The organism is Bradyrhizobium sp. USDA 4461 (assembly GCF_054055655.1).
Genome location: NZ_JBSRXM010000001.1, coordinates 3,483,953 through 3,506,965, shown reverse-complemented (window position 1 = coordinate 3,506,965; position 23,013 = coordinate 3,483,953). Strand labels below are relative to the sequence as shown.

Annotated in this window: 19 protein-coding genes and 1 other RNA gene; 12 read left to right on the top strand and 8 right to left on the bottom strand. The window is 66.1% G+C overall.

Annotated elements, in window-relative coordinates; genetic code table 11:
* Positions 1 to 11: 11 nt before the first annotated feature.
* On the top strand, positions 12 to 1,436 hold the full coding sequence (locus ACVINW_RS16380; protein ID WP_456752260.1) for a methyl-accepting chemotaxis protein: 1,425 nt from the start codon (positions 12 to 14) through the stop codon (positions 1,434 to 1,436).
* A 127-nt stretch (positions 1,437 to 1,563) separates the two neighbouring features.
* Here ACVINW_RS16380 and ACVINW_RS16375 read toward each other — a convergent pair whose 3' ends face one another.
* The 5 genes from ACVINW_RS16375 to ACVINW_RS16355 form a co-directional block, all read right to left on the bottom strand.
* A complete protein-coding gene (locus ACVINW_RS16375) occupies positions 1,564 to 2,388 on the bottom strand; it encodes a TIGR00282 family metallophosphoesterase (protein WP_456752259.1) in 825 nt (274 codons plus the stop codon).
* Between the two features lie 2 nt (positions 2,389 to 2,390).
* Positions 2,391 to 2,969 carry a 5-formyltetrahydrofolate cyclo-ligase gene (locus tag ACVINW_RS16370; RefSeq protein WP_456752258.1) on the bottom strand — a complete coding sequence of 193 codons (579 nt, stop codon included), beginning with the start codon at positions 2,967 to 2,969 and terminating at the stop codon, positions 2,391 to 2,393.
* A gap of 199 nt (positions 2,970 to 3,168) precedes the next feature.
* Positions 3,169 to 3,329: non-coding RNA, 6S RNA (gene ssrS, locus ACVINW_RS16365), on the bottom strand.
* Positions 3,330 to 3,591: 262 nt separating this feature from the next.
* Positions 3,592 to 3,975, bottom strand: a complete 384-nt coding sequence (locus ACVINW_RS16360) for a cell division protein ZapA (RefSeq protein WP_050405741.1) — start codon at positions 3,973 to 3,975, stop codon at positions 3,592 to 3,594.
* On the bottom strand, positions 3,972 to 4,292 hold the full coding sequence (locus ACVINW_RS16355) for a DUF4164 domain-containing protein (protein WP_456756410.1): 321 nt from the start codon (positions 4,290 to 4,292) through the stop codon (positions 3,972 to 3,974). The genes ACVINW_RS16360 and ACVINW_RS16355 overlap by 4 nt, the downstream gene beginning before the upstream one ends.
* Positions 4,293 to 4,614: 322 nt before the next feature.
* Here ACVINW_RS16355 and tkt point away from each other — a divergent pair, with 322 nt between their 5' ends.
* The 8 genes from tkt (at position 4,615) to ACVINW_RS16315 (ending at position 14,247) form a co-directional block, all read left to right on the top strand.
* On the top strand, positions 4,615 to 6,597 hold the full coding sequence (gene tkt, locus ACVINW_RS16350; protein WP_456752257.1) for a transketolase: 1,983 nt from the start codon (positions 4,615 to 4,617) through the stop codon (positions 6,595 to 6,597).
* Between the two features lie 160 nt (positions 6,598 to 6,757).
* Positions 6,758 to 7,765, top strand: a complete 1,008-nt coding sequence (gap, locus tag ACVINW_RS16345) for a type I glyceraldehyde-3-phosphate dehydrogenase (protein ID WP_456752256.1) — start codon at positions 6,758 to 6,760, stop codon at positions 7,763 to 7,765.
* A 141-nt stretch (positions 7,766 to 7,906) separates the two neighbouring features.
* Positions 7,907 to 9,103 (top strand): phosphoglycerate kinase, encoded by a 1,197-nt coding sequence (locus ACVINW_RS16340; protein ID WP_456752255.1) that lies wholly within the window; start codon positions 7,907 to 7,909, stop codon positions 9,101 to 9,103.
* 40 nt (positions 9,104 to 9,143) lie between these two features.
* The gene (fba, locus tag ACVINW_RS16335; protein ID WP_456752254.1) at positions 9,144 to 10,211 is read left to right on the top strand and encodes a class II fructose-bisphosphate aldolase; all 1,068 of its coding nucleotides are present in this window, start codon (positions 9,144 to 9,146) and stop codon (positions 10,209 to 10,211) included.
* 191 nt (positions 10,212 to 10,402) lie between these two features.
* Positions 10,403 to 11,428 (top strand): class I fructose-bisphosphate aldolase, encoded by a 1,026-nt coding sequence (locus ACVINW_RS16330; RefSeq protein WP_456752253.1) that lies wholly within the window; start codon positions 10,403 to 10,405, stop codon positions 11,426 to 11,428.
* A complete protein-coding gene (locus tag ACVINW_RS16325) occupies positions 11,429 to 12,118 on the top strand; it encodes a thiamine phosphate synthase (RefSeq protein ID WP_456752252.1) in 690 nt (229 codons plus the stop codon). It abuts the gene before it with no gap.
* 7 nt (positions 12,119 to 12,125) lie between these two features.
* Positions 12,126 to 13,217 carry a tetratricopeptide repeat protein gene (locus ACVINW_RS16320; protein ID WP_456752251.1) on the top strand — a complete coding sequence of 364 codons (1,092 nt, stop codon included), beginning with the start codon at positions 12,126 to 12,128 and terminating at the stop codon, positions 13,215 to 13,217.
* Positions 13,218 to 13,452: 235 nt separating this feature from the next.
* Positions 13,453 to 14,247, top strand: a complete 795-nt coding sequence (locus tag ACVINW_RS16315) for an inositol monophosphatase family protein (protein WP_456752250.1) — start codon at positions 13,453 to 13,455, stop codon at positions 14,245 to 14,247.
* Positions 14,248 to 14,262: 15 nt separating this feature from the next.
* Here ACVINW_RS16315 and ACVINW_RS16310 read toward each other — a convergent pair whose 3' ends face one another.
* The 3 genes from ACVINW_RS16310 to ACVINW_RS16300 all read right to left on the bottom strand — a co-directional run bounded on the left by ACVINW_RS16310 (position 14,263) and on the right by ACVINW_RS16300 (position 19,881).
* The gene (locus ACVINW_RS16310; RefSeq protein WP_456752249.1) at positions 14,263 to 15,402 is read right to left on the bottom strand and encodes an AAA family ATPase; all 1,140 of its coding nucleotides are present in this window, start codon (positions 15,400 to 15,402) and stop codon (positions 14,263 to 14,265) included.
* Positions 15,403 to 15,510: 108 nt separating this feature from the next.
* The gene (locus ACVINW_RS16305) at positions 15,511 to 18,669 is read right to left on the bottom strand and encodes a multidrug efflux RND transporter permease subunit (RefSeq protein WP_456752248.1); all 3,159 of its coding nucleotides are present in this window, start codon (positions 18,667 to 18,669) and stop codon (positions 15,511 to 15,513) included.
* A 6-nt stretch (positions 18,670 to 18,675) separates the two neighbouring features.
* Complete coding sequence (locus ACVINW_RS16300; protein ID WP_456752247.1) at positions 18,676 to 19,881, bottom strand: efflux RND transporter periplasmic adaptor subunit; 1,206 nt, start codon at positions 19,879 to 19,881, stop codon at positions 18,676 to 18,678.
* Between the two features lie 518 nt (positions 19,882 to 20,399).
* On the opposite strand from ACVINW_RS16300, the gene ACVINW_RS16295 reads away from it, so the two are divergent.
* The 3 genes from ACVINW_RS16295 to ACVINW_RS16285 are packed head-to-tail and all read left to right on the top strand — an operon-like array spanning position 20,400 to position 22,835.
* Positions 20,400 to 21,398 carry a flagellar motor protein MotA gene (locus ACVINW_RS16295; protein ID WP_456752246.1) on the top strand — a complete coding sequence of 333 codons (999 nt, stop codon included), beginning with the start codon at positions 20,400 to 20,402 and terminating at the stop codon, positions 21,396 to 21,398.
* 15 nt (positions 21,399 to 21,413) lie between these two features.
* Positions 21,414 to 21,782: a VOC family protein gene (locus ACVINW_RS16290; RefSeq protein ID WP_456752245.1), complete on the top strand. Its 369-nt coding sequence runs from the start codon at positions 21,414 to 21,416 to the stop codon at positions 21,780 to 21,782.
* Between the two features lie 21 nt (positions 21,783 to 21,803).
* Complete coding sequence (locus ACVINW_RS16285) at positions 21,804 to 22,835, top strand: peptidoglycan -binding protein (RefSeq protein WP_456752244.1); 1,032 nt, start codon at positions 21,804 to 21,806, stop codon at positions 22,833 to 22,835.
* Positions 22,836 to 23,013 lie beyond the last annotated feature (178 nt).

Sequence of the window (23,013 nt, the reverse complement as noted above, 5' to 3'; positions counted from 1 at the left end):
GACGTGCTGACATGTCGGCTGCGCAGCTTGCAGTGCTGGATACATCATCGAACCGGACGCTGGCCGAACGGCTGGTCGACCAGCTCGCCGACCGCATCGGCGGCCTCGGGGTCGAGCTTGCCGACATTGCCGGCAACGTCCAGGAGGTCGCGAACCGGGTCAGCAACCAGTCGGAGCGATTCCACCATTTGCAGAAGACCGCCGAGATCATGGTCTCGGCCAATCACGACATCGCCAACGCCTCGCAGGCGGTGCAGACGACCGCCTCCGCCGCGGTCGGCCAGATCGCCGAGTCGCGCGACGTGGTCGAGACCGCGGTGAGCCACATCGCCGAGCTCGTCGCCGCGGTCGGGCGCATCGAGGCACGGCTTGCCGCGGTCGGCTCCGCGCTGAGCCAGGTCGCCAAGGTCTCCGGCTCGATCGAGGCGATCGCCAAGCAGACCAATCTCCTGGCGCTCAACGCCACCATCGAGGCGGCGCGCGCCGGCAATGCCGGCCGCGGCTTTGCGGTGGTCGCGAGCGAGGTGAAGAACCTCGCGGAGGCGACCCGCCAGGCGACGCATCAGATCTCCGACACCGTGCGCGATCTCGACGGCCAGATCGGCAGCCTGATCGGCGAAAGCAGCGATGCCTCGCTGCGCGCCAAGAGCGCCGGCGAAGGCGCCCAGCAGATTTCCGGCATCATCAGCCGCGTGCAGGACGGCTTCTCGTCGGTCGGCGCCGAGATCGGCAATGTGGCGCGCGCCGCGACCTCCAATCTCGGCCATTGCGACAGCGTGATCAGCGAGCTCAACGAGCTCGCCAAGGGCGTCGACCTCTCCTCGCGCGACCTCAAGCACGCCGACAGCCGCGTCGCGAAGCTGCTCGAGCTCTCCGAGAGCCTGATCGTCACGATCGCCGACAGCGGCGTCGAGACGTCAGATACGCCGCTGATCCGCGTCGTGATCGACACCGCGAAGCAGATCTCCGAGCTGTTCGAGACTGCGATCGCGCGCGGCGAGATCACGCTCGCGCAATTGATGGACGAGAACTACCGTGAGATCGCGGGTACCAATCCGAAGCAGTATCTGACCGACTATGTCAGCTTCACCGATCGGGTGCTGCCCGCGATCCAGGATCCGATCCAGAAGACCGATCCGCGCATCGTGTTCTGCGTCGCCTGGGCGCGCAGCGGCTACCTGCCGACCCACAATCCGAACTACCGGCTGCCGCAGGGGCCGGACCCGGTCTGGAATAACGCCAATTGCCGCAACCGCCGGCTGTTCAACGACCGCGCGGTGAGCAAGGTCGCGGCCAACACCAAGCCGTTCCTGCTGCAGACCTATCGCCGCGACATGGGCGGCGGCAATTTCGTGCTGATGAAGGATGTGTCATCGCCGATCGTCGTCAACGGCCGCCACTGGGGCGCGTTCCGGATGGGGTTTAGGCAATCGTGACCGGTAGCCCGGATGGAGCGCAGGGCAATCCGGGGATGTCGCAAGTCGAAAGAATGGCCCCGGATTTCGCGGAGCCTGTCATGGGCGCGCGTTCGCGCGACCCATTGGCTGCATCCGGGCTACAACATCAAATCCAGAACCCCGGCGCCGCGGGTTCGAGCCGCCCGCCGGCGCGGACCGGCGCGACCTTGACGGCAAGCCCGGTCCCATCGTCGGTCTCGACCGCGATGCCGCTCAGCGTCGCGACGCCGCCTGCCGGCTCGAAACGGCCGGAGGGAATGCCGGTGAGGAAGCGCTGCAGCGGCTCCTCCTTCTGCATGCCGATCACCGAATCGTAGTCGCCGGTCATGCCGGCGTCGCTCATATAGGCAGTGCCGCCCGGCAGCACCTGATGATCCGATGTCGGCACATGGGTATGCGTGCCGACCACGAGGCTGACGCGGCCGTCGCAGAAGAAGCCGACCCCCTGCTTCTCGCTGGTCGCCTCGGCGTGGAAATCGAGCACGATGGCGTCACAGCCCTCGCGCAGCGGGCAGGCCTCGAGCTCGCGATCGATCGCGCTGAACGGATCGTTCGAGGACGGCTCCATGAAGACGCGGCCGATCGCGTTGAGAACCAGCGCGCGCTTGCCGTTCTTGGTGTCGACCAGCGTGGCGCCGCGGCCCGGCGAATGGCGCGGGAAATTCAACGGGCGGATCAGGCGCGGCGCGCGCTCGATGAAGACCAGCGCCTCCTTCTGATTCCAGGCGTGGTTGCCGAGCGTGATCGCGTCGGCACCGGCATCGAGCAGCTCCTGATAGATCGCCTCGGTGATGCCGAAGCCGCCGGCGGAATTCTCGCCGTTGACGACGACGAGATCGAGCGACCAGTCCCTGATCATGCCGGGAAGGTGGTCCGAGATGGCGGTGCGGCCGGTCCGGCCGACGACGTCACCAACGAAAAGGATACGCAAGGCTAGCTACTCCGGAAATCGAACGTCTTGCGCTCCGTTAGCACATAATCGAGCGGGACGTCGTGCGACAGCGCCGGAATGGCCTTGGTTTCCTGTGCAGCAAAGGCAATCCCGACCCCGATCACATGCTTGGTCTTGCGCAGATGCGCGAAGGTATAGTCGTAATAGCCGGCGCCATAGCCGATGCGGTGGCCGAGCTTGTCGAATGCCGCAAGCGGCACCAGCATCACGTCGGGATGCACCTCGGCCGCGGCCGGCGACGGCTCGGGAATGCCGAGCGGCCCGAGCATCAGGCGATCGTGCGGCGACCAGCTGCGGAAGGTCAGCGACTGGCCGCGCGCATTGATGCAGGGCAGCGCGAGCCGCGCGCCCTTCTCGGCCAGCTTCTTCATCAGCGGCACCGGATCGAGCTCGCTGCGGATCGGGGCGTAGCCGGAGACGATCATGCCCTGGGCGATCTCGAACGGCGCGCCGCGCTTGGCGAGCGCTTCGGCCGCGGTCGCGCGCTGCTCGTCGCTCAGCGCATCGCGCTTGGCGAGGGCAAGCGCCCGAAGCTCGGCCTTCGATGGAGATGCGTGCATGATCCATCTTCCGCTGTCGTCGTCCGCGACAACGGACGATCCATCATTCAGAGACGCAAGCATTCAGAGACGCAAGCATTCAGAGACGCAAGCATTCAAGGGCCAGGCCGCGGCGCACTGGACGCCCTGCTTCGCAGGGGACAGCGCTGCACCACAATCGAACCGCCGCCGCGCGACGACCAGGAAACAGCAAAAATAGTGCGAAGCCGCAGAGGCCGTTGGAGCGCTCGATCCCGGAGTTCCCTACGAAAGTAGGTGGGCACCATATGTCCGGGTCCACGGACCCGGCCAGGGACAGTTCCCTAAAGGATCGATAAGGCCCCGGGGATATATGGCTCCTGACGCACGACGCAGCTTCGCGAGGCTAATCTAGCCATCGTTGCCGCAATCCGCCAGCGGTAAGGACGACGCAGTCCACGCTCGTATGATCTTGCTCAGCCTGCCCCGGAGCGGCGCACTGCCAAAACAGCGAAAACAACCCCATGCAAAGGAGCCGGCAGCGTGCCGGCATCCGATATGGCAACTTGACATGTCGGGCAAATCAGCCGCATTATTCTATAATTCAGAATCGATTGGCTCAATCACCCGGCAGGATTACGATGCGGCCGTGGCCGCATGCGCATCACCCGATCGCGATGCCGCCGCCGATGGTGCGGTTGAGCACCTGCGTGGTGCGCTCGATCCGCTCGGCGGCGGCGTTGAGCGCGTTGGAGACCGCGGTCTGGGTCGCGCGGGCGCGGTCGGCTGCGGCGGTGCGGGCATTGCGCAGCTGCTCGACCTCTTCCTCGAGGCTGCGGATGCGCGCGCTGGCGTCGACCAGCTCGTCGCAGGCGGTGAGCGCCGCCATCACCGTGAGCCTGGCATCGCCGATCTCGCCGAACTTGCCGCGCAGCGATTCGACGCGCTGCTGGAGATTTTCCGCGAGCTTCAACAGCCGCACCTCCTGGCCCTCCTCGCAGGCCATCCGGTATTGCCGGCCATTGATGGTGACGTTGATGTGGCTCATCGACCTTCTCCGCCCTCGAGCACGGCGCGAATGCTGCCGATCGCCGCATCGAGTCTTTCCGCGATGTCGCGATTGACGCGCTCGAGCTTGCGCGTCTTCACCAGCGATCCGTCGAGCTCGTCGGCCAGGCGAGAGCGATCGGCGCCGAGCGCCTGGATCCGGCTCGCCAATTCGTTCTCGTCGCGGTCGGCCTCGCGGCGCCGCTCCACCGAGCTTTCCAGCGCATCAAGTGCTGCCATCAGCCGCTTTGTCGCAGCATCGATATCGGCAAGCGGTGCCTCGGTATTGCCAGACCCATTGGCGAGACGATCACTCATGACGTGCGGCGTGGACCCCTCGATCAGGCCTGCTGGAGATGGCTGCCGCACGGCAAAACTGGCGGTTCGGCAAGCGTTTACGGGACGAAATTTACGTGGCGAGCGAGCCAAGCGCAACGGCGGCGCGAAACTATGCACCGTTCAATGAAATAGGGCCATTTCGAGCAACTTTTCCCCGTTTTGGGGCGTTTCATCGCCTTGGACTTGCGGAATTGAGGTGCTAATCCACCCTCCAACCCGTAAGGCCATCCACGCACGCATCGCGGCTGCCCGCCCCGATGCGTTCAGCACTCAGCTCCTCATTCCAGGCGGACTTTTCATCATGACGCAGGTCGATCACACCCGTATGGCCAATGCGATCCGTGGCCTTGCCATGGACGCCGTCGAGAAGGCGAATTCCGGCCATCCCGGCCTGCCGATGGGCGCCGCCGACATCGCGACCGTGCTGTTCACGAAATTCCTGAAGTTCGATGCCGCCGACACGGCGTGGCCCGATCGCGACCGCTTCGTGCTGTCGGCCGGCCACGGCTCGATGCTGCTCTATGCGTTGCTGTACCTCACCGGCAACAAGGACATGACGCTCGACCAGATCAAGCATTTCCGCCAGCTGGGATCGCTGACGCCGGGACATCCCGAGAATTTCCACACCAAGGGCATCGAGACCACCACCGGTCCGCTCGGCCAGGGCATCGCGACCGCAGTCGGCATGGCGCTCGCCGAGAAGATGCTGGCCGCCGAGTTCGGCAAGAAGATCGTCAACCACCACACCTATGTGCTGGCCTCCGACGGCGACCTGATGGAAGGCATCTCGCAGGAGGCGATCGCGCTCGCCGGTGTCTGGCGCCTCAACAAGATGATCGTGCTGTACGACGACAACGGCATCTCGATCGACGGCCCGACCTCGATCTCCGACTCGGTCGACCAGGTGAAGCGCTTCAAGTCCGCCGGCTGGGCTGCCGAGCTGATCGACGGCCATGATCCGCAGGCGATCGCCGCAGCGATCACCCGCGCGCAGAAGTCCAACAAGCCTTCGATGATCGCCTGCAAGACCACGATCGGATACGGCGCGCCGCACAAGGCCGGCACGGCGAAAGCCCATGGCGAGGCGCTCGGCGCCGACGAGCTCAAGGCTGCCAAGGAAAAACTCGGCATCTCGCTCGAGCCGTTCTCGGTGCCCGACGACGTGCTGAAGGCCTGGCGCGAGGCGGGTGCCCGCGGCGCCGCCGCGCACAAAGCGTGGGACGAGCAATTCGCGCAGCTCGGCAACCGCAAGCGCGCCGAGTTCGAACGCCGCATCCGTCACGAGCGGCCGCAATCGCTCGCCAAGGGGCTGCGCGCCTTCAAGAAGGGCCTGCTGGAAAATCCGCTCAACGTCGCCACCCGCAAATCCTCCGAAGCCGCGATCGAGGTGATCGCTGCCGCGATGCCGATGGAATTCGTGGCCGGCTCCGCCGACCTCACCGGCTCCAACAACAACAAGGCGAAGTCTGCGACCGCGTTCGGCGCCAAGACGCCGAAGGGCCGCTTCATCCATTACGGCATCCGCGAGCACGGCATGGCGGCGTGCCTCAACGGCATCTTCCTCCATGGCGGCTTCGCGCCGAACGGCGCCACCTTCCTGGTGTTCACCGACTATGCGCGCGGCGCGATGCGGCTGTCGGCGCTGATGGGCGCCGGCGTCGTCTATGTCATGACCCACGACTCGATCGGCCTCGGCGAGGACGGCCCGACCCACCAGCCGGTCGAGCACCTCTCCGCGCTGCGCGCGATGCCCAACATGCGCGTGTTCCGGCCCTGCGACGCGGTCGAGACCGCCGAGTGCTGGGAACTGGCACTCAACCGCATCGACGGACCGACGGTGCTGGCGCTGACCCGCCAGAACCTGCCGCAGCTCCGCACGTCAGCACCGAACGACAACCCGTGCAGCCACGGCGCCTATGAGCTGGTCGCGGCCCAGGGTGACGCAAAAGTGTCATTGTTCGCCTCCGGTTCCGAGGTCCAGATCGCGGTCGAGGCGCAGAAGCAGCTCGCCGGGCGCGGCATCGCGACGCGGGTGGTCTCGGTGCCGTCGCTGGAATTGCTGCTGGCGCAGCCCGCCGAGCGGCAAAATGCCATTATCGGCAAGGCCCCGGTCAAGATCGCGATCGAGGCCGCGGTGCGCTGGGGCTGGGATGCCGTGATCGGCCATGATGGCGAATTCATCGGTATGCACGGATTCGGCGCCAGCGCGCCGGCGAAGGACCTTTTCCCGCATTTCGGCATTACCACTGAAGCCGTCGTTAACGCTGCCACCAAGCGCGTCTGACGCTGGCCTGACACCAGCAGGCCGCGGTTGAGCTTGTCGTAAAAAAGGATTACCAAAGCTCCATCTTTTCCGTACGCGCCCGGCTGAACCGGGCGTTCCGCCGTAAGAACCTCGTGGGAGCCCTCCCGCGGGGCTGACAACAGCTTTAGAGGAGACGAGCATGGCAATCCGCGTCGCGATCAACGGGTTTGGGCGTATCGGCCGCAATGTGTTGCGCGCCATCGCCGAGTCCGGCCGCAAGGACATCGAGGTGGTCGGCATCAACGACCTCGGCCCGGTCGAGACCAACGCACATCTGCTGCGCTTCGATTCCGTGCACGGCCGCTTCCCGGGCACCGTGACCGTCGACGGCGATGCGATCAGCCTCGGCGACAACAAGATCAAGGTTTCGGCCGAGCGCGATCCCTCCAAGCTGCCGTGGAAGGCGCTGGGCGTCGACGTCGCGCTGGAATGCACCGGCATCTTCACCGCCAAGGACAAGGCCTCGGCGCATCTCGCCGCCGGTGCCAAGCGCGTGCTGGTCTCAGCGCCCGCCGACGGCGCTGACGCCACCATCGTCTACGGCGTCAACCACGACACGCTGAACAAGGATCAGCTGGTCGTCTCCAACGGCTCCTGCACCACCAACTGCCTCGCGCCGGTCGCCAAGGTGCTGAACGACACCGTCGGCATCGAGACCGGCTTCATGACCACGATCCACGCCTATACCGGCGACCAGCCGACGCTCGACACCCTGCACAAGGACCTCTATCGCGGCCGCGCGGCGGCGATGTCGATGATCCCGACCTCGACCGGCGCCGCCAAGGCGATCGGCCTGGTGCTGCCGGAACTGAAGGGCAAGCTCGACGGCGTCTCGGTCCGCGTGCCGACCCCGAACGTCTCCGTGATTGACCTCAAGATCGTCGCCAAGCGCGCCACCGACGCCAAGGAGATCAACGAGGCGATGAAGCGCGCCGCCGAACAGCAGCTCAAGGGTATCCTCGGCTACACCAACGCGCCGAACGTCTCGATCGACTTCAACCACGATCCGCACTCGGCCACCTTCCACATGGACCAGACCAAGGTGCAGAACGGCACGCTGGTGCGCGTGATGGCCTGGTACGACAATGAGTGGGGCTTCTCGAACCGCATGGCGGACACCGCCGTCGCGATCGGCAAGCTGATCTAGGTTCGACTGTTCGCGATGCCCGGCCCAAAGCCGGGCATTTGCGTTTGCCCTCCGCATCCGCGGCCCCGACGGCCGCGACATCGGCAAGCGAAAGCTGCGCCGTCCGCCGGACGGCGGCGTCCGGCCGCACAGGAAACGCTCATGACAAAATCGTTCCGTACCCTCGACGACGTCAACGTGAAGGGCAAGCGCGTGCTGCTGCGCGTCGACCTCAACGTCCCCATGGAAGGCGGCCGCGTCACCGACGCCACCCGGCTCGAGCGCGTTGCCCCCACCATCACCGAGATTTCCGACAAGGGCGGCAAGGTGATCCTGCTCGCCCATTTCGGCCGCCCCAAGGGCCGCGATCCCAAGGAGTCGCTGAAGCCGGTCGCCGAGGCGCTGTCGAAGGTGATCAAGCGCCCGGTCGGCTTCGCCGAGGATTGCATCGGCGAGGCGGCGGCCAATGCGGTTGCAGCCCTCAAGGACGGCGACATCCTGTGTCTCGAGAACACCCGCTTCCACAAGGAAGAGGAGAAGAACGACGCCGGCTTCGTCGCGGAGCTCGCAAAGCTCGGCGACATCTGGGTCAACGACGCCTTCTCCGCCGCGCACCGCGCCCATGCCTCGACCGAAGGCCTCGGCCACAAGCTGCTGGCCTATGCCGGCCGCACCATGCAGGCCGAGCTCGACGCGCTGGGCAAGGCGCTGGAAGCCCCGACCAAGCCTGTCATCGCGATCATCGGCGGCGCCAAGGTCTCGACCAAGATCGACCTGCTGGAAAACCTCGTCAACAAGGTCGACGCGCTGGTGATCGGCGGCGGCATGGCCAACACCTTCCTGCACGCGCAGGGCGTCGCGGTCGGCAAGTCGCTGGCCGAGAAGGACCTCGCGGCGACGGCGCTGCGGATCATGGAAAAGGCCAACGCCGCCAATTGCGCGATCATTCTCCCCGTCGATGCCGTCGTCGCCAGCCAGTTTGCCGCCAACGCGCCGTCGCATGCCTATGGCCTCGACGCGATCCCGGCCGACGGCATGATCCTCGACGTCGGCCCGCAATCGATCGCGCGCATCCATGCCGCGATCGACGATGCGGCGACGCTGGTCTGGAACGGACCGCTCGGCGCCTTCGAGCTGACGCCGTTCGACCGCGGTACTGTGGTATCGGCCAGGCATGCCGCCGAGCGCACCAAGGCCAAGAAGCTGATCTCGGTCGCCGGCGGCGGCGACACCGTCGCGGCGCTGAACCAGGCGGGCGTGGCCGGCGATTTTTCCTACGTCTCGACCGCGGGCGGCGCGTTTCTTGAATGGATGGAAGGCAAGCCGCTGCCGGGCGTCGAAGTTTTGAAACACGGTTGAATGAGTTCAAATCCGAACGCGCTTTAGAGGGAGAAATGGAATGGCTCGCATCACGTTGCGGCAACTGCTCGATCACGCGGCCGAGCACGACTACGGCGTACCTGCCTTCAATATCAACAACATGGAGCAGGCGCTGTCGATCATGGCGGCGGCCTCCGAGGTCGATGCGCCGGTCATCATCCAGGCCTCGCGCGGTGCGCGGTCCTACGCCAACGACGTCATGCTCAAGCACATGATGGACGCCGTCACCGAGATCTACCCGCAGATCCCGGTCTGCGTGCATCTCGACCACGGCAACGAGCCCGCCACCTGCATGACCGCGATCCAGGCCGGCTTCACCTCGGTCATGATGGACGGTTCGCTGAAGGCCGACGGCAAGACGCCCGGCGACTGGGACTACAATGTCGGCGTCACCAAGACGGTGACCGGCATGGCCCATCTCGGCGGCATCTCGGTGGAAGGCGAGCTCGGCGTGCTCGGCTCGCTCGAGACCGGCATGGGCGACAAGGAAGACGGCCATGGCGCCGAGGGCAAGCTGTCGCATGACCAGCTGCTGACCAATCCGGACGAAGCCGTGAAGTTCGTCAAGGAGACCAAGGTCGACGCGCTGGCGATCGCGATGGGCACCTCGCACGGCGCCTACAAGTTCACCCGCAAGCCCGACGGCGACATCCTCGCCATGAACGTGATCGAGGAGATCCATCGCAAGCTGCCGAACACGCATCTCGTCATGCACGGCTCCTCGTCGGTGCCGCAGGAATTGCAGGAGATCATCAACGCCAATGGCGGCAAGATGAAGCCGACCTGGGGCGTGCCGGTCGCCGAGATCCAGCGCGGCATCAAGAACGGCGTGCGCAAGATCAACATCGACACCGACAACCGGATGGCGATGACCGGCCAGATCCGGAAGGTGCTGAAGGACAATCCGGAAGAGTTCGATCCGCGCAAATACCTGAAGCCCGCGATGGACGCGATGACCAAGTTGTGCAAGCAGCGCCTGCAGGAATTCAACACCGCGGGGCAGGCCAGCAAGATCAAGAGGGTGCTGACCACGGCCGAGATGGCCAAGCGCTACGCCGCGGGGCAGCTCGATCCCAAGGTTGCGTAACAAGGTTGCCTGACAACTTATCGCCTGAATCATTAAGGCGGGACACCGGCTCTGACGCAGTCGGAAACGGTGTCCCGGAGGCTTGATCGCCAGCCGCGGCAAACGCTGGCCGCGACGAACGTTTTCTAGGCATTTGCCCGAGAACCGCCTATTTTGGTTTGCAAAGGCAATGGCTCTGGAGGACGCTTCCGATGAACCTCGCTGACCTCAATAAAATTGCGCTTGCCATGGTCACCCCGGGCAAGGGCCTGCTCGCGGCCGACGAATCCTCCGGCACCATCAAGAAGCGGTTCGACGCCATCAAGGTCGATTCGACCGAAGACAACCGCCGCGACTATCGCGAGATGCTGTTCCGCTCGCAGGAAGCGATGAGCAAGTACATCTCCGGCGTCATCCTCTACGACGAGACGATCTGGCAGAACGCCAAGGACGGCACGCCGCTGGTCAAGCTGATCGAGCAGGCGGGCGCGATCCCCGGCATCAAGGTCGACGAAGGCACCCAGCCGCTGCCGAATTGCCCCGGCGAACTCGTCACCGTCGGCCTCGACAAGCTCGCCGAGCGGCTGAAGAAATATTACGAGCGCGGTGCGCGCTTTGCGAAGTGGCGCGCGGTGATCGATATCGGGTCGCGAATCCCGACCCAGACCGCGGTCCGCGTCAACGCCCATGCGCTGGCGCGCTACGCCGCGCTGTGCCAGGCCGCGCAGATCGTGCCGATCGTCGAGCCCGAGGTGCTGATGGACGGCGATCACGACATCGACCGCTGCTATGAAGTGACGCAGCGCGTGCTGAACCGCACCTTCCAGGAATTGCGGGTGCAGCGCGTCGCGCTCGAAGGCATGATCCTGAAGCCGAACATGGCGATCTCGGGCAAGAAATGCCCGAAGCAGGCCTCGGTGCAGGAAGTCGCCGAGAAGACCATCCGCCTGCTCAAGAGCTGCGTGCCGGCCGCGGTGCCCGGCATCGCCTTCCTCTCCGGCGGCCAGAGCGACGAGGAAGCGACCGCGCATCTCGACGCCATGAACAAGATCGGCCATCTGCCCTGGCGGCTGACCTTCTCCTATGGCCGGGCCTTGCAGGCGGCGCCGCAGAAGGCGTGGTCCGGCAAGCCCGACAACGTCCCCGCCGGCCAGCGCGCCTTCTCGCATCGCGCCCGGATGAACGGGCTCGCGAGCACCGGCAATTGGGAAGCCGGCCTCGAAAAGCAGGCGGCATAATTGGCCAGCAAGCCCGTTCCGCCGCGGCCGGCGCCGCGCCTCTATCTGGCAACCCCGCCGGTCGACGAGCCGTCACGGCTCGCGGCCGAGCTCACCGAGCTGCTGGCTGCGGCCGATATCGCCGCCGTGCTGGTGCGGCTGCGCGAGACCGATCCGCGCAGCATGATCTCCTACGTGAAAGCCCTGGCGCCCGCGATCCAGAACGCCGGTGCGGCGCTGTTGATCGATGGCCATGCCGACATCGTGGCCCGGGCCGGTGCCGACGGCGCGCATCTGACCGGGCTCGCCGCGATGGAAGAGGCCGCGCCCGCGCTGAAGCCCGACCGCATCACAGGCGTCGGCGGGCTCGTGACGCGCCACGATTCCATGGCCGCGGGCGAGGCCGGCGCCGACTATGTGCTGTTCGGCGAACCCGACGCCAGGGGACAGCGGCCCTCGCTTGAGGCGATCGCCGAGCGGCTGGAATGGTGGGACGAATTGTTCGAGCCGCCCTGCATCGGCTTTGCGGCCTCGCGCGAGGAGGCCGAGGCGTTTGCGGCGGCCGGCGCGGATTTCGTGCTGGTCGCGGATGTCATCTGGGCCGATCCGCGCGGTGCCAAGGCGGCGCTGGTCGAGATCGGCACCGCGATTGCGCAGGCCCATGCCGGCGCATTCGGCAAGGCCAAGGTCGAGGGAAAGACCGAGGGATGACGGCGGAATGAAATGCCTGCGTCCGATAGCTGTTGCGCTCGGCTGCACGATGCTGGCGAGCGGCGCGATGGCGCAGCTCTCGATCACGCCGCCGGCCCAGACGCCGCCGCCTGCCAAGAAGGAGGCGCCGAAAGAGAAGCCGAAGGTGCATTCGCCGGTCGCAAAGAAGCCGACGCCGAAGCCTGCCGCGTCCGCGACGCCAAAGCCTGGCGCATCCGCGACCCCGACGCCGTCGGCAACCCCGATGCCGGACGATCCCAATGTCGACATCGTCTACGGCGCCTATCAGCGCGGCATGTACAAGAGCGCGTTCGAGCTCGCCACCATCCGCGCGCAGAACAACAACGACCCCAAGGCCATGACGATGCTGGGCGAGCTCTATGCCAACGGGCTCGGGGTCAAGCGCGACTACGCCAAGGCCGACGACTGGTACAAGCGCGCATCCGACGCCGGCGACCGCGAGGCGATGTTCGCGCTCGCCATGATGAAGATCGCCGGCCGCGGCGGCACCGTGGACAAGGATGGTGCGGTCAAGCTCCTGGCATCGGCGGCCAAGCTCGGCGAGCCGAAGGCGGCCTATAACCTCGCGCTGCTCTATCTCGACGGCCAGACCCTGCCGCAGGACCTCAAGCGCTCCGCCGAGCTGCTGCGGATGGCCGCCGACGCCGGCAGCCCCGAGGCGCAATACGCGCTGGCGACCTTCTACAAGGAAGGCACCGGCGTGCCGAAGGACCTCGAAAAGGCGGCGCGGCTGTTGCAAGCGGCCTCGCTGGCCGATAATGTCGATGCCGAGGTCGAATACGCCATCGCGCTCTACAACGGCGCCGGCACGCCGCGGAACGTGCCGGCGGCGATCGCGCTGCTGCGCAAGGCCGCCCGGCAGAACAGCCCGATCGCGCAGAACCGCCTCGCCCATGTGCTGGCGACCGGCGCCGGCGCCCCGGTCGACAAGGTCGAGGCCCTGAAATGGCACACCGTCGCCAAGACCGCCGGCAAGGGCGACCCCGATCTCGACGACATCCTCGCCGATATGACCCCGGCAGACCGCGCCAAGGGCGAGGCAGCCGCGCGAAAATGGATCGGAAACAACGTCAAATGACGCCTTGACGGCGCCACTTCCAGAGGGCACCCAGTCCGGAAATCCGGTGCGGCCATGCCGTCCACTCTTGACCCGTCATCCTGAGGAGCGCGTAGCGCGTCTCGAAGGATGAACGGCCCGGTCCGGGGCCGTGCACCCTTCGAGGCTCGCTCCGCTCGCACCTCAGGATGACGGGTTGAGATTTACGCGCGCCGCCTGATCGACTTTCACATTTCTCGGGTCACAAGTTCTCATCATGCTCTACTCCGCCCTCATCAATGTCATGGTCAAGGCCGCGCGACGCGCCGGCCGCAGCCTCAAGCGCGACCTCGGCGAGATCGAACATCTCCAGGTGTCGCTGAAGGGGCCGGCGAATTTCGTCTCGCTGGCCGACAAGCGCGCCGAGGAGATGCTCTACACCGACCTCGAAAAGGCCCGGCCCGGCTACGGCTTCCTCGGCGAGGAAGGCGGCAAGCGCGAAGGTTCGGACAAGACCCACACCTGGATCGTCGATCCGCTCGACGGCACCACCAACTTCCTGCACGGCATCCCGCAATTCGCGATCTCGATCGGGCTGCTGCGCGAGGATACCGTGATCGCCGGCGTGATCTACAATCCCGCCAATGACGAGCTCTATATCGCCGAGCGCGGCAAGGGCGCGTTCCTCAACGACCAGCGCCTGCGCGTCGCCGGCCGCCGCCAGCTCAACGAATGCGTGGTGGCCTGCGGCCTGCCGCATATCGGCCGCGGCAACCACCAGCTGGCGCAGCAGGAGATGGCCGCGCTGCAGACCAAGGTCGCGGGCTTCCGCCGCTTCGGCGCCGCCTCGCTCGATCTCGCCTTCGTCGCCGCCGGCCGCTTCGACGGCTATTGGGAGCGCAATCTGCAGCCCTGGGACATCGCGGCCGGCCTGTTGATGGTCCGCGAAGCCGGCGGCACGATCTCCGGCATTCAGGGCAATGACGACCCGCTGCAGACCGGCCATGTGGTCTGCGGCAACGAGTTCGTGCACGGCGAGCTGATCAAGGTCCTGAAGCCGCTCGGGCAATGACGCGACGACGACGTTCTAATCGTCGTCATCGTCGTCCTCATCCTCGCCTGCCCCGTCACGAAACTCGCCGCTGAGGGTCAGGCCCTCGATGGCGGTGGCGCCCTTTGCCTTGATCACCCGGCGCAGCGGCACCGAGCTCTCGCTGCGCAGCGCCTCCATCAGCTGTTCCGAATGGGTGACGATCCAGATGTCGGCGCGGCGCGACGCCTTGGCGATCAGCCTCGCCAGCGGCGCCAGCAGCGACGGATGCAGGCTGGTCTCGGGCTCGTTCAGCGCGATGAACGGCGGCAGCCGATAGCCCATGAACACGGCGAGCAGGCAGATATATTTCAGCGTGCCGTCGGAGAGTTCGTGTGCCTTGAACGCACGCGGCATGTCCGCCTGCCGCAGCTCGAATTCGCACCGCCCGTTGTCTTCCCATGCCCCGAGCTTGGCGCCCGGGAACGCATCCTCGATCGCATCCTGCAGGTCGACCGCATCCTGCCGGATCGCGCTGAGCGTTGCCAAGGCGGCGGCCAGATCGCTGCCATCGGCGCTCAGCGACGGCGTGGTGATCGCCAGACACGGCTTGCGGATCGGCGATGCCGGATCGGTGCGGAAGTCGTGATAGAAGCGCCAGCTCTGCAACGCGTTCCTGATCAGGCCGACTTCGGGACAGCTCTGGCCGTCGACGAAATCGGCGAGCGCGGTTTCCGACGGCAGCACCGCATTCTTGTACTCGCTCCAGGCGCCGCTCTCGCCGCGGACGCTGACGTGCGAATTGGTCCGCTCCATCATCAGGACCTTGCGCTTGCCGTGGATCGCCTCGATGCGTTCGGACTTGATCATCGGCTCGCCGGGAAACGCCGCCTCGACCGGACCGGGATGTCCGAGTTCGATCGCGTAATTGACGTGCTCGAACCTGACCGCCAATCGCAGCCGCGCATCCTCGCCCCGCCGGCGGATGCCGGACCAGCAGACCGAGTTCAATCCGCCCTCGTCGGCGATCGTGCGAGTGATCCGGCCCGTGGCCGCGTCGCGCAGCAGCGACAGCGACTTGTAGAGATTGGATTTGCCGACGCCGTTCTCGCCGATGAAGACGGAGAGCGGTTGAATGGGCATCGAGAGCCGCCGGATCGAGCGATAGTTCGAGATCGCAATATCGCTCGGCCGCATCACATGCTCTCAGTCCTCGGGTTGCCTGCTCGCCACCCGTTCAATCCAGAGCTGTAATCTGGATTGACTGGCTTGCGAAAGCAAGCCGGAGGCGTCGCCGACGGGACCTCAGTGGCCTCCCCTCGCCGGCGCAGGCGGACCATAGACTTCGGCGCTCTCCGCGGTCTTCTCGCGATCCCCCGCCAGCACGCGTTGCACGCTGACGAAGAACACCGGCACCAGGAGCAGCGCGAGGATCACCACTGCGATCATGCCGCCCATGACCGAGGTGCCGAGCGCCTGCTGGCTGGCACCGCCGGCGCCGGTCGCGATCGCCATCGGCAGCACGCCGCAGACGAAGGCGAGACCGGTCATCAGGATCGGGCGGAATCGGAGACTGCACGCCTCGATGGTCGCCTCGACCAGCGGCTTGCCCTGCGCCCGCAGATCCTTGGCGAACTCGATGATCAGGATCGCGTCCTTCGCCGCAAGGCCGATGATGGTGATCAGGCCGACGGTGAAATAGACGTCGTTCGGCAGGCCGCGCAGCGTCGCCGCCACCACGGCGCCGAGAATGCCGAGCGGCACGGTGAGCAGCACGGCGAGCGGAATGGTCCAGCTCTCGTAGAGCGCGGCAAGCAGCAGGAACACCACCAGCACCGACAGCGCGAGCAGGAACGGCGCCTGCGAGCCCGACAGCTTCTCCTGCAACGACTGGCCGGTCCATTCATAGCCGAAGCCGCGCGGCAGCTTGTCGGCGAGCCGCTCCATCTCGGCGATCGCATCGCCCGAGGTGAAGCCCGGCTTCGCCTCGCCGGAGATGCGCACCGCCGGATAGTAGTTGAAGCCCGCGATCTGCGTCGGCCCCTTGGTCCATTCGATGGTGGCGAAGGCCGAGAACGGCACCAGCTGGCCGCGGCTGTTCTTGACGTTGTAATTGAGGATGTCGTCCGGCTTCATGCGGCTGGCCTTGTCGGCCTGCACGACGACGCGCTGCATCCGCCCGCGATTCGGGAAGTCGTTGATGTAGTTCGAGCCGAGATTGGTCGAGATCGTGTTGTTGATGTCCTCGAAGGTGAGGCCGAACGCGCCGGCCTTCTCGCGATCGATCATCAGATTGACCTGCGGCGCCGGCGGCAGGCCCTCGACATAGACCTTCTGCAGGATCGGGCTGGCATTGGCCTCGGCAATCAGGCGGTCGCTTGCTGCGATCAGCGCCGCATAGCCCTTCTGGCCGCGGTCCTGCAGGCGGAACGAGAAGCCAGAGGAGTTGCCGAGGTTGTCGATCGGCGGCGGCTGCAGCGCCGAGATCCTGGCGTCGCGGATCGATGACGACAGGTCGCGGTTGATGTCGGCGACGATGGCGGCGGCGGAATCCTTCGATCCGCGCTCCGACCAGTCCTTCAGCGTGATGAAGGCCTGCGCGGTGTTCATGCCCTGGCCGAGGAAGCTGAAGCCGGTGAGGAACGTGACGTTCTCGATGCCGGCGCGATCCTTCAGGTATTTCTCGACCCGCTCGACCGCAGCCTCGGTGCGCGCGTAGGACGATTCCGACGGCGTCTGCACGTCGGTCGTGATGAAGCCCTGGTCGTCGACCGGCAGGAAGCCGCCGGGCAGCCGCACGAAGCCGTAGGCGACGCCTGCGAACAGCACGAGATAGATCAGCATCAGGCGGCCGGTGCGCTTCAGCGAGCCCTGCACCGTGCGCGTGTAGCCGGCGCGGCTATAGTCGAGCACGCGGTTGAACCAGCCGAACACGCCCTTGCGGGCATGGCCGTGGCCCTGCTCGACCGGCTTGAGCAAGGTCGCGCACAGCGCCGGCGTCAGCGACAGCGCGAGCAGCGCCGAGAACGCGATCGCCGCCACCATGGTGACCGAGAACTGCCGGTAGATGATGCCGACCGAGCCCGGGAAGAACGCCATCGGCACGAACACCGCCATCAGCACCAGCGTGATGCCGATGATGGCGCCGGTGATCTGCGACATCGCCTTGCGGGTGGCTTCCTTCGGCGGCAGGCCTTCCTCGGCCATGATGCGCTCGACGTTCTCGACCACGACGATGGCGTCGTCGACCAGGATGCCGACCGCCAGCACCATGCCGAACATGGTCAGCATGTTGATCGAGTAGCCCACCGCCATCAGCGTGGCGCAGGTGCCGAGCAGCGCCACCGGAACCACGATGGTCGGAATGATGGTGTAGCGGATGTTCTGCAGGAACAGGAACATCACGACGAACACCAGCACCACCGCCTCGACCAGCGTCATCAGGACCTTCTCGATCGAGGCCTTCACCACGGGCGTGATGTTGTAGGGGATCTCGTAGGAGATGTTGGCCGGAAAGAAGCGCGACAGCTCCTGCATCTTGGCTTCGACCGCGCTCGCGGTCGCCAGCGCATTGCCCTTCGGCGACAGCAGCACCGAGAGGCCGGCCGTCGGCCTGCCGTTCACGCGGGTGTTGAACTGATAGCTGAGGCCGCCGACCTCGATCCGCGCGACGTCGCGCAGCCGGACCGTCGAGCCGTCGGGATTGGCGCGCAGGATGATCGCGCCGAACTCGTCCGGCGAGGAGAGCTGGCCCTTGACCAGCACCTGCGCCGAGATCTTCTGCGTGTCGGTGCTCGGCTCGGCGCCGATGCTGCCGGAGGCGACCTGGGCGTTCTGTGCCGTGATCGCCTTGTTGACGTCGTCGGCCGACAGGCCGTAGCCGACCAGCTTGGCCGGATCGATCCAGACGCGCAAGCTGCGCTCGGTCGAATACAGCGTGGCGCGGCCGACGCCGGGGATGCGGCGCACCTCGCCCAGCACGTTGCGGATCATGAAGTCGCCGAGGCCCACTTCATCCAGCGAGCCGTCGGTCGAGTTCAGCGTGATGATCTGCAGCACGGCGGAGGAGGCTTCCTCGACCAGGATGCCCTGCTGGATCACGGCGCGCGGCAGCCGCGCCTCTACGCGCTTGAGGCGGTTCTGCACCTCGACCGAAGCCTGGCTGGTGTCGGTACCCGGCTTGAAGTTGGCGATGATCTCGACCTGGCCGAGCGAGTCGGAGGTCGATTCGAAGTTCAGGATGTTGGCGGCGCCGTTGAGCTCCTCCTCGATCAGCCGCGTCACGCTGTTGTAGAGGTTCTCCGGCGACGCGCCGGGATAGCTCGTCGAGATCGAGATCGAGGGCGGCGCGATGATCGGGTACTGCGCCACCGCAAGCAGCGGAATCGAGATCGCGCCGACCAGACAGATGAACAGCGCGACGACCCAGGCGAAGATCGGCCTGTCGATGAAGAAGCTAGGCATGGCGGATCACGGCTTCGCGTGGGCGGTCTGCTGCGAATCCGACTGTATTGCAGCAGCATCGACCTCGCGCCAGGCCAGCGGCCGGACCTTGTCGCCGGCGGCGAATTTCTGGAAGCCCTCGACCACGACCTTGTCGCCGGCCTTCAGGCCCTCGGTCACGAACCAGGTGCCGCCCTGCACCGAGCCGGTGCGCACCGGCTGCACCGCGACGAGATTGTCGTCCTTGACGACGAACACCTCGCTGCCGCCGCCGCCATTGCGCTGGATCGCTTGCTGCGGCACCGCGATCGCGTCCGAGTCGATGCCCTGCTCGATCTGCACGCGGACATACATGCCCGGCAGCAGGATGCGATGCGGGTTCGGGAACTCGCCGCGCAGGGTCACCTGCCCGGTATAGGCGTCGACCTTGGCGTCGGAGAACAATAGCTTGCCCGGCAGCGGATAGATCGAGCCGTCGTCGAGCACGAGGCGAACCTTCATCGCGTCGGGCGCGATGCGGTCGAGATCGCCGCTCTCGAAGGCGCGGCGGAGCTGGTTCATTTCGGTCACCGACTGCTGGAAGTCGGCATAGATCGGATCGAGCTGCTGGATGGTGGCAAGGCTGGTGGGGTCGTTCTGCACGACGAGCGCGCCCTCGCTGATCACCGCAGCGCCGATCGTGCCGTCGATCGGCGCACGGATGGTGGCGTAATCCAGATTGAGCTTGGCGCGCGCGACGTCGGCCTCGCGGCCCTGCACGTCGGCTTCGGCCTGCTTCAGATTGGCGATCGCCCTCTCGTTCTCGGCCTCCGAGGTCGCGCGCTGATTGGTGAGGGTCGCGATGCGGCGGGCCTGCAGCGCGGTCTGCTCGAGCACCGCCTTGGCACGCGCCAGCGCCGCCTCGGTCGACTGCAATTCGACCTCGAACGGCCGCGGATCGATCTGGTACAGGGGATCGCCGACCTTCACCTCGCTGCCCTGATGGAACATGCGGTTGACCACGATGCCGGAGACGCGCGGGCGCACCTCGGAGACGCGGGTCGGCGCGATGCGGCCCGGCAGCTCGCGCACCATCGCGCGGGCCTGCGGCTTCACGGTGACGACACTGACGTCCGGCTCGGGCGCTTGTACGGCGGCGGTTGCGGTGGTCGGCTCGTCGCAGCCAGCAAGCAGTGGCGCCGTCACGGCCAGCATCAGAGCAATGCATGCCGATTGCGCGCGAAGTCCAGACATTGAGATGGTCGCCCCTGTGGTTGGTTGGGAATAAACAAACGGCGGCGCCACACCGGCACCGCTCCTGCCGCCAAAAATAAATCCTGCTTGCTGCGACGCAATGCGTTTGTCGGGCGGCTCAATGTCACACAAACCTATCGTTCTGATTTCGCGGCATGTTTTGTCGACTCACCGGATTGTGAGCGGGTTCCATCGCAGGCTGTGGGCATGCGTTAAGGACTGCGGGAGCGGGAACGCGGCCTTTGCCTGCGCAGGAATGTCGCAGATTGCGAACGCGCAAATCCGCGGCGCAGGCATCGCGGATCGCCCCGCCCCCTGAGTCCGTCTCGCGATCTGCGGGGATTGGCACCTTCTGCACACGCCGGTGCGCCGGCGCCTCGGAAAGCTGCGCAATGCGGCAACACTTCGCTCCGGATCAACCCCAGGTTCTGCCGGCAGCCTTTGGATTCGGCTTTCCTCACTGCGCCGCTGTGCCATATTGCTGGCAGATGCGGCCTTCGCGAACGGATGACCCGGCAATGCCCCCTTCCCGCTCCGACATGGAGATCGAACTGAGCAAGCTGTCCTCGCCCAGGATCTTCCTGGTGCGGATGCTGGTGTTCCTGGTGCTGTGCGGCCTGGTCGGGGTGGTGCTGTACAAGCAGATCGTCACCGCCTTCTTCGCCAATCCCGGGCTGAACGCCCTGATCGGCGCGGTGCTCCTGATCGGCGTCATCCTGGCGTTCCGCCAGGTGATCCGGCTCTATCCCGAGGTCGCCTGGGTCAATAATTTCCGCATCGCCGACCCCGGCCTTGCGATCGACCGGCGCCCGACGCTGCTGGCCCCGATGGCGGCCATTCTCGGCGGCGAGCGCAGCGGGCGGATGTCGATCACGCAGCAGACCATGCGGCATCTATTGGATTCGATCGCAACCCGGCTGGATGAAGCCCGCGACATCTCGCGCTACATGACCGGACTTCTGGTGTTCCTCGGCCTGCTCGGCACCTTCTGGGGCCTGATCGAGACGGTGGGCTCGGTCGGCAAGGTGATCGACGGGCTCAAGGTCGGCGGCGACGCCGGTGCGCTGTTCGACACGCTGAAGGAGGGCCTCGCCGCCCCGCTCGGCGGCATGGGCATCTCGTTCTCGTCCTCGCTGTTCGGCCTCGCCGGTTCGCTGATCCTCGGCTTCCTCGATCTGCAATCGAGCCAGGCCCAGAACCGCTTCTACACCGACCTCGAGGACTGGCTCGCCACCACGGTGCGCGGCATTTCCGGCGACGAGGCCGGCGCTGGCGGCGCCGAGATGCAGGGCGCGATTGACCGGCTGCGTGCCACGCTCGAGGAAGGCGGCGGCGGCGCGGGCGGCCGCAACACCACGGCGGCGATGGCCAATCTGGCCGAGGCGATCCAGGGACTGGTCGCGCATATGCGCACCGAGCAGCAGATGATCCGCGAATGGGCCGACGGCCAGGGCGAGCAGAACCGCGAGATCAAGAGGCTGCTCGAGCGCCTCGCCCGCCAGCCCGAGAAGAGCTGAGCCACGGAGGCCGATATGCTGGACCACGTGACCATCGGCATCAGCGATATCGAGCGGTCCAAGGCCTTCTATGATGCGGCTTTGCGCTCGCTCGGCATCAGCCGTCTGTATGCGGAGGGTGCCGGGTTTGCCGGCTATGGCGTGCATCCGAAGGCCTTCTTCTGGATCGGCCGGCGCGGCACGCCGCAGAGCGGCGCCCACATCGCCTTCACGGCAAATGATCGCGCCACCGTCGATCGGTTCTACGAGGACGCGATCAAGGCCGGCGGCAGGGACAATGGGCGGCCCGGAATTCGGCCGCACTATCATGCAAACTACTACGGTGCTTTCGTGCTGGACCCCGACGGCCACAACATCGAAGCCGTCTGCCACGCGCCGCACTGACAGGAACTAAAGGGAAACCAGATGGCCCTCGCCCGCTCGCGCCGCAGCGAATCCGGCTTCAACTACTGGCCCGGCTTTGTCGACGCGCTGTCGACGCTGGTGCTGTCGATCGTGTTCCTGCTCTCGGTGTTCCTGGTCGTGCAGTTCTTCCTGTCGCAGGAGGTCACCGGCAAGGACAAGGCGCTGGAGCAGCTTACCGCCAAGATCGCCCAGCTCAACGAGCTGCTGTCGCTGGAGAAGCTCAGCAAGCTGACGCTCGACGACCAGGTGTCGCAGCTGCGCGCCGGCCTTGCCTCCGCCGAGAGCGAGCGCGACCGCATGAAGGGGCTGTATGAGGGGCTCGCCAATTCCGGCAACGACGCACAGGGCCGCGCCACCGAGCTCAACAAGGCGCTGGAGTCCGAGAAGAGCGTGTCGTCGCGCGCGCTGGCGCAGATCGAGGTGCTGAACCAGCAGATCAGCGCGCTGCGCCGTCAGCTCGCCGCACTCGAGGAGGCGCTCGACGCCTCCGAGAAGCGCGACAAGGAATCGCAGAACCGGATCGCCGATCTCGGACAGCGCCTCAACGTCGCGCTGGCGCAGCGGGTGCAGGAACTGTCGAAATACCGTTCGGAATTCTTCGGCCGGTTGCGCGCGATCCTCGGCAACCGCCCCGATATCCGCATCGTCGGCGATCGCTTCGTGTTCCAGTCGGAAGTGTTCTTCGACACCGGGCAGGCGACCTTGCTGCCGGACGGCAAGACCGAGCTCGATACGGTCGCAAACGCGCTGATCGATCTCGACAAGCAGATCCCAGCCGAGATCGCCTGGGTGCTGCGCGTCGACGGCCACACCGACGTGCGGCCGATCACCAACAGCCCGCTGTTCAAATCGAACTGGGAGTTGTCCTCGGCGCGCGCGATCTCGGTGGTGCAATATCTGATCTCGCGCGGCGTGCCGGCGCAGCGCCTGGTCGCCGCCGGCTTCGCCGAATTCCAGCCGCTCGACACCGCGCAGACCGAAGACGCCTACAAGCGCAACCGCCGCATCGAGCTGAAGCTGACGGAACGGTGAGGCCGCGAGGCGGGTGTGGCCCCGGCCTCTTGCGACAACGAGCATTACGATGGCGGTGGATGGTTCCCGACTCAAGATGTCAAACAACGCGGTGTCATCACCCGCGAAAGCGGGTGATCCAGTATTCCAGAGGCGTCAGTGCTGGAGCAGAGAGGCCGCGGCGTACTGGATCGCCCGG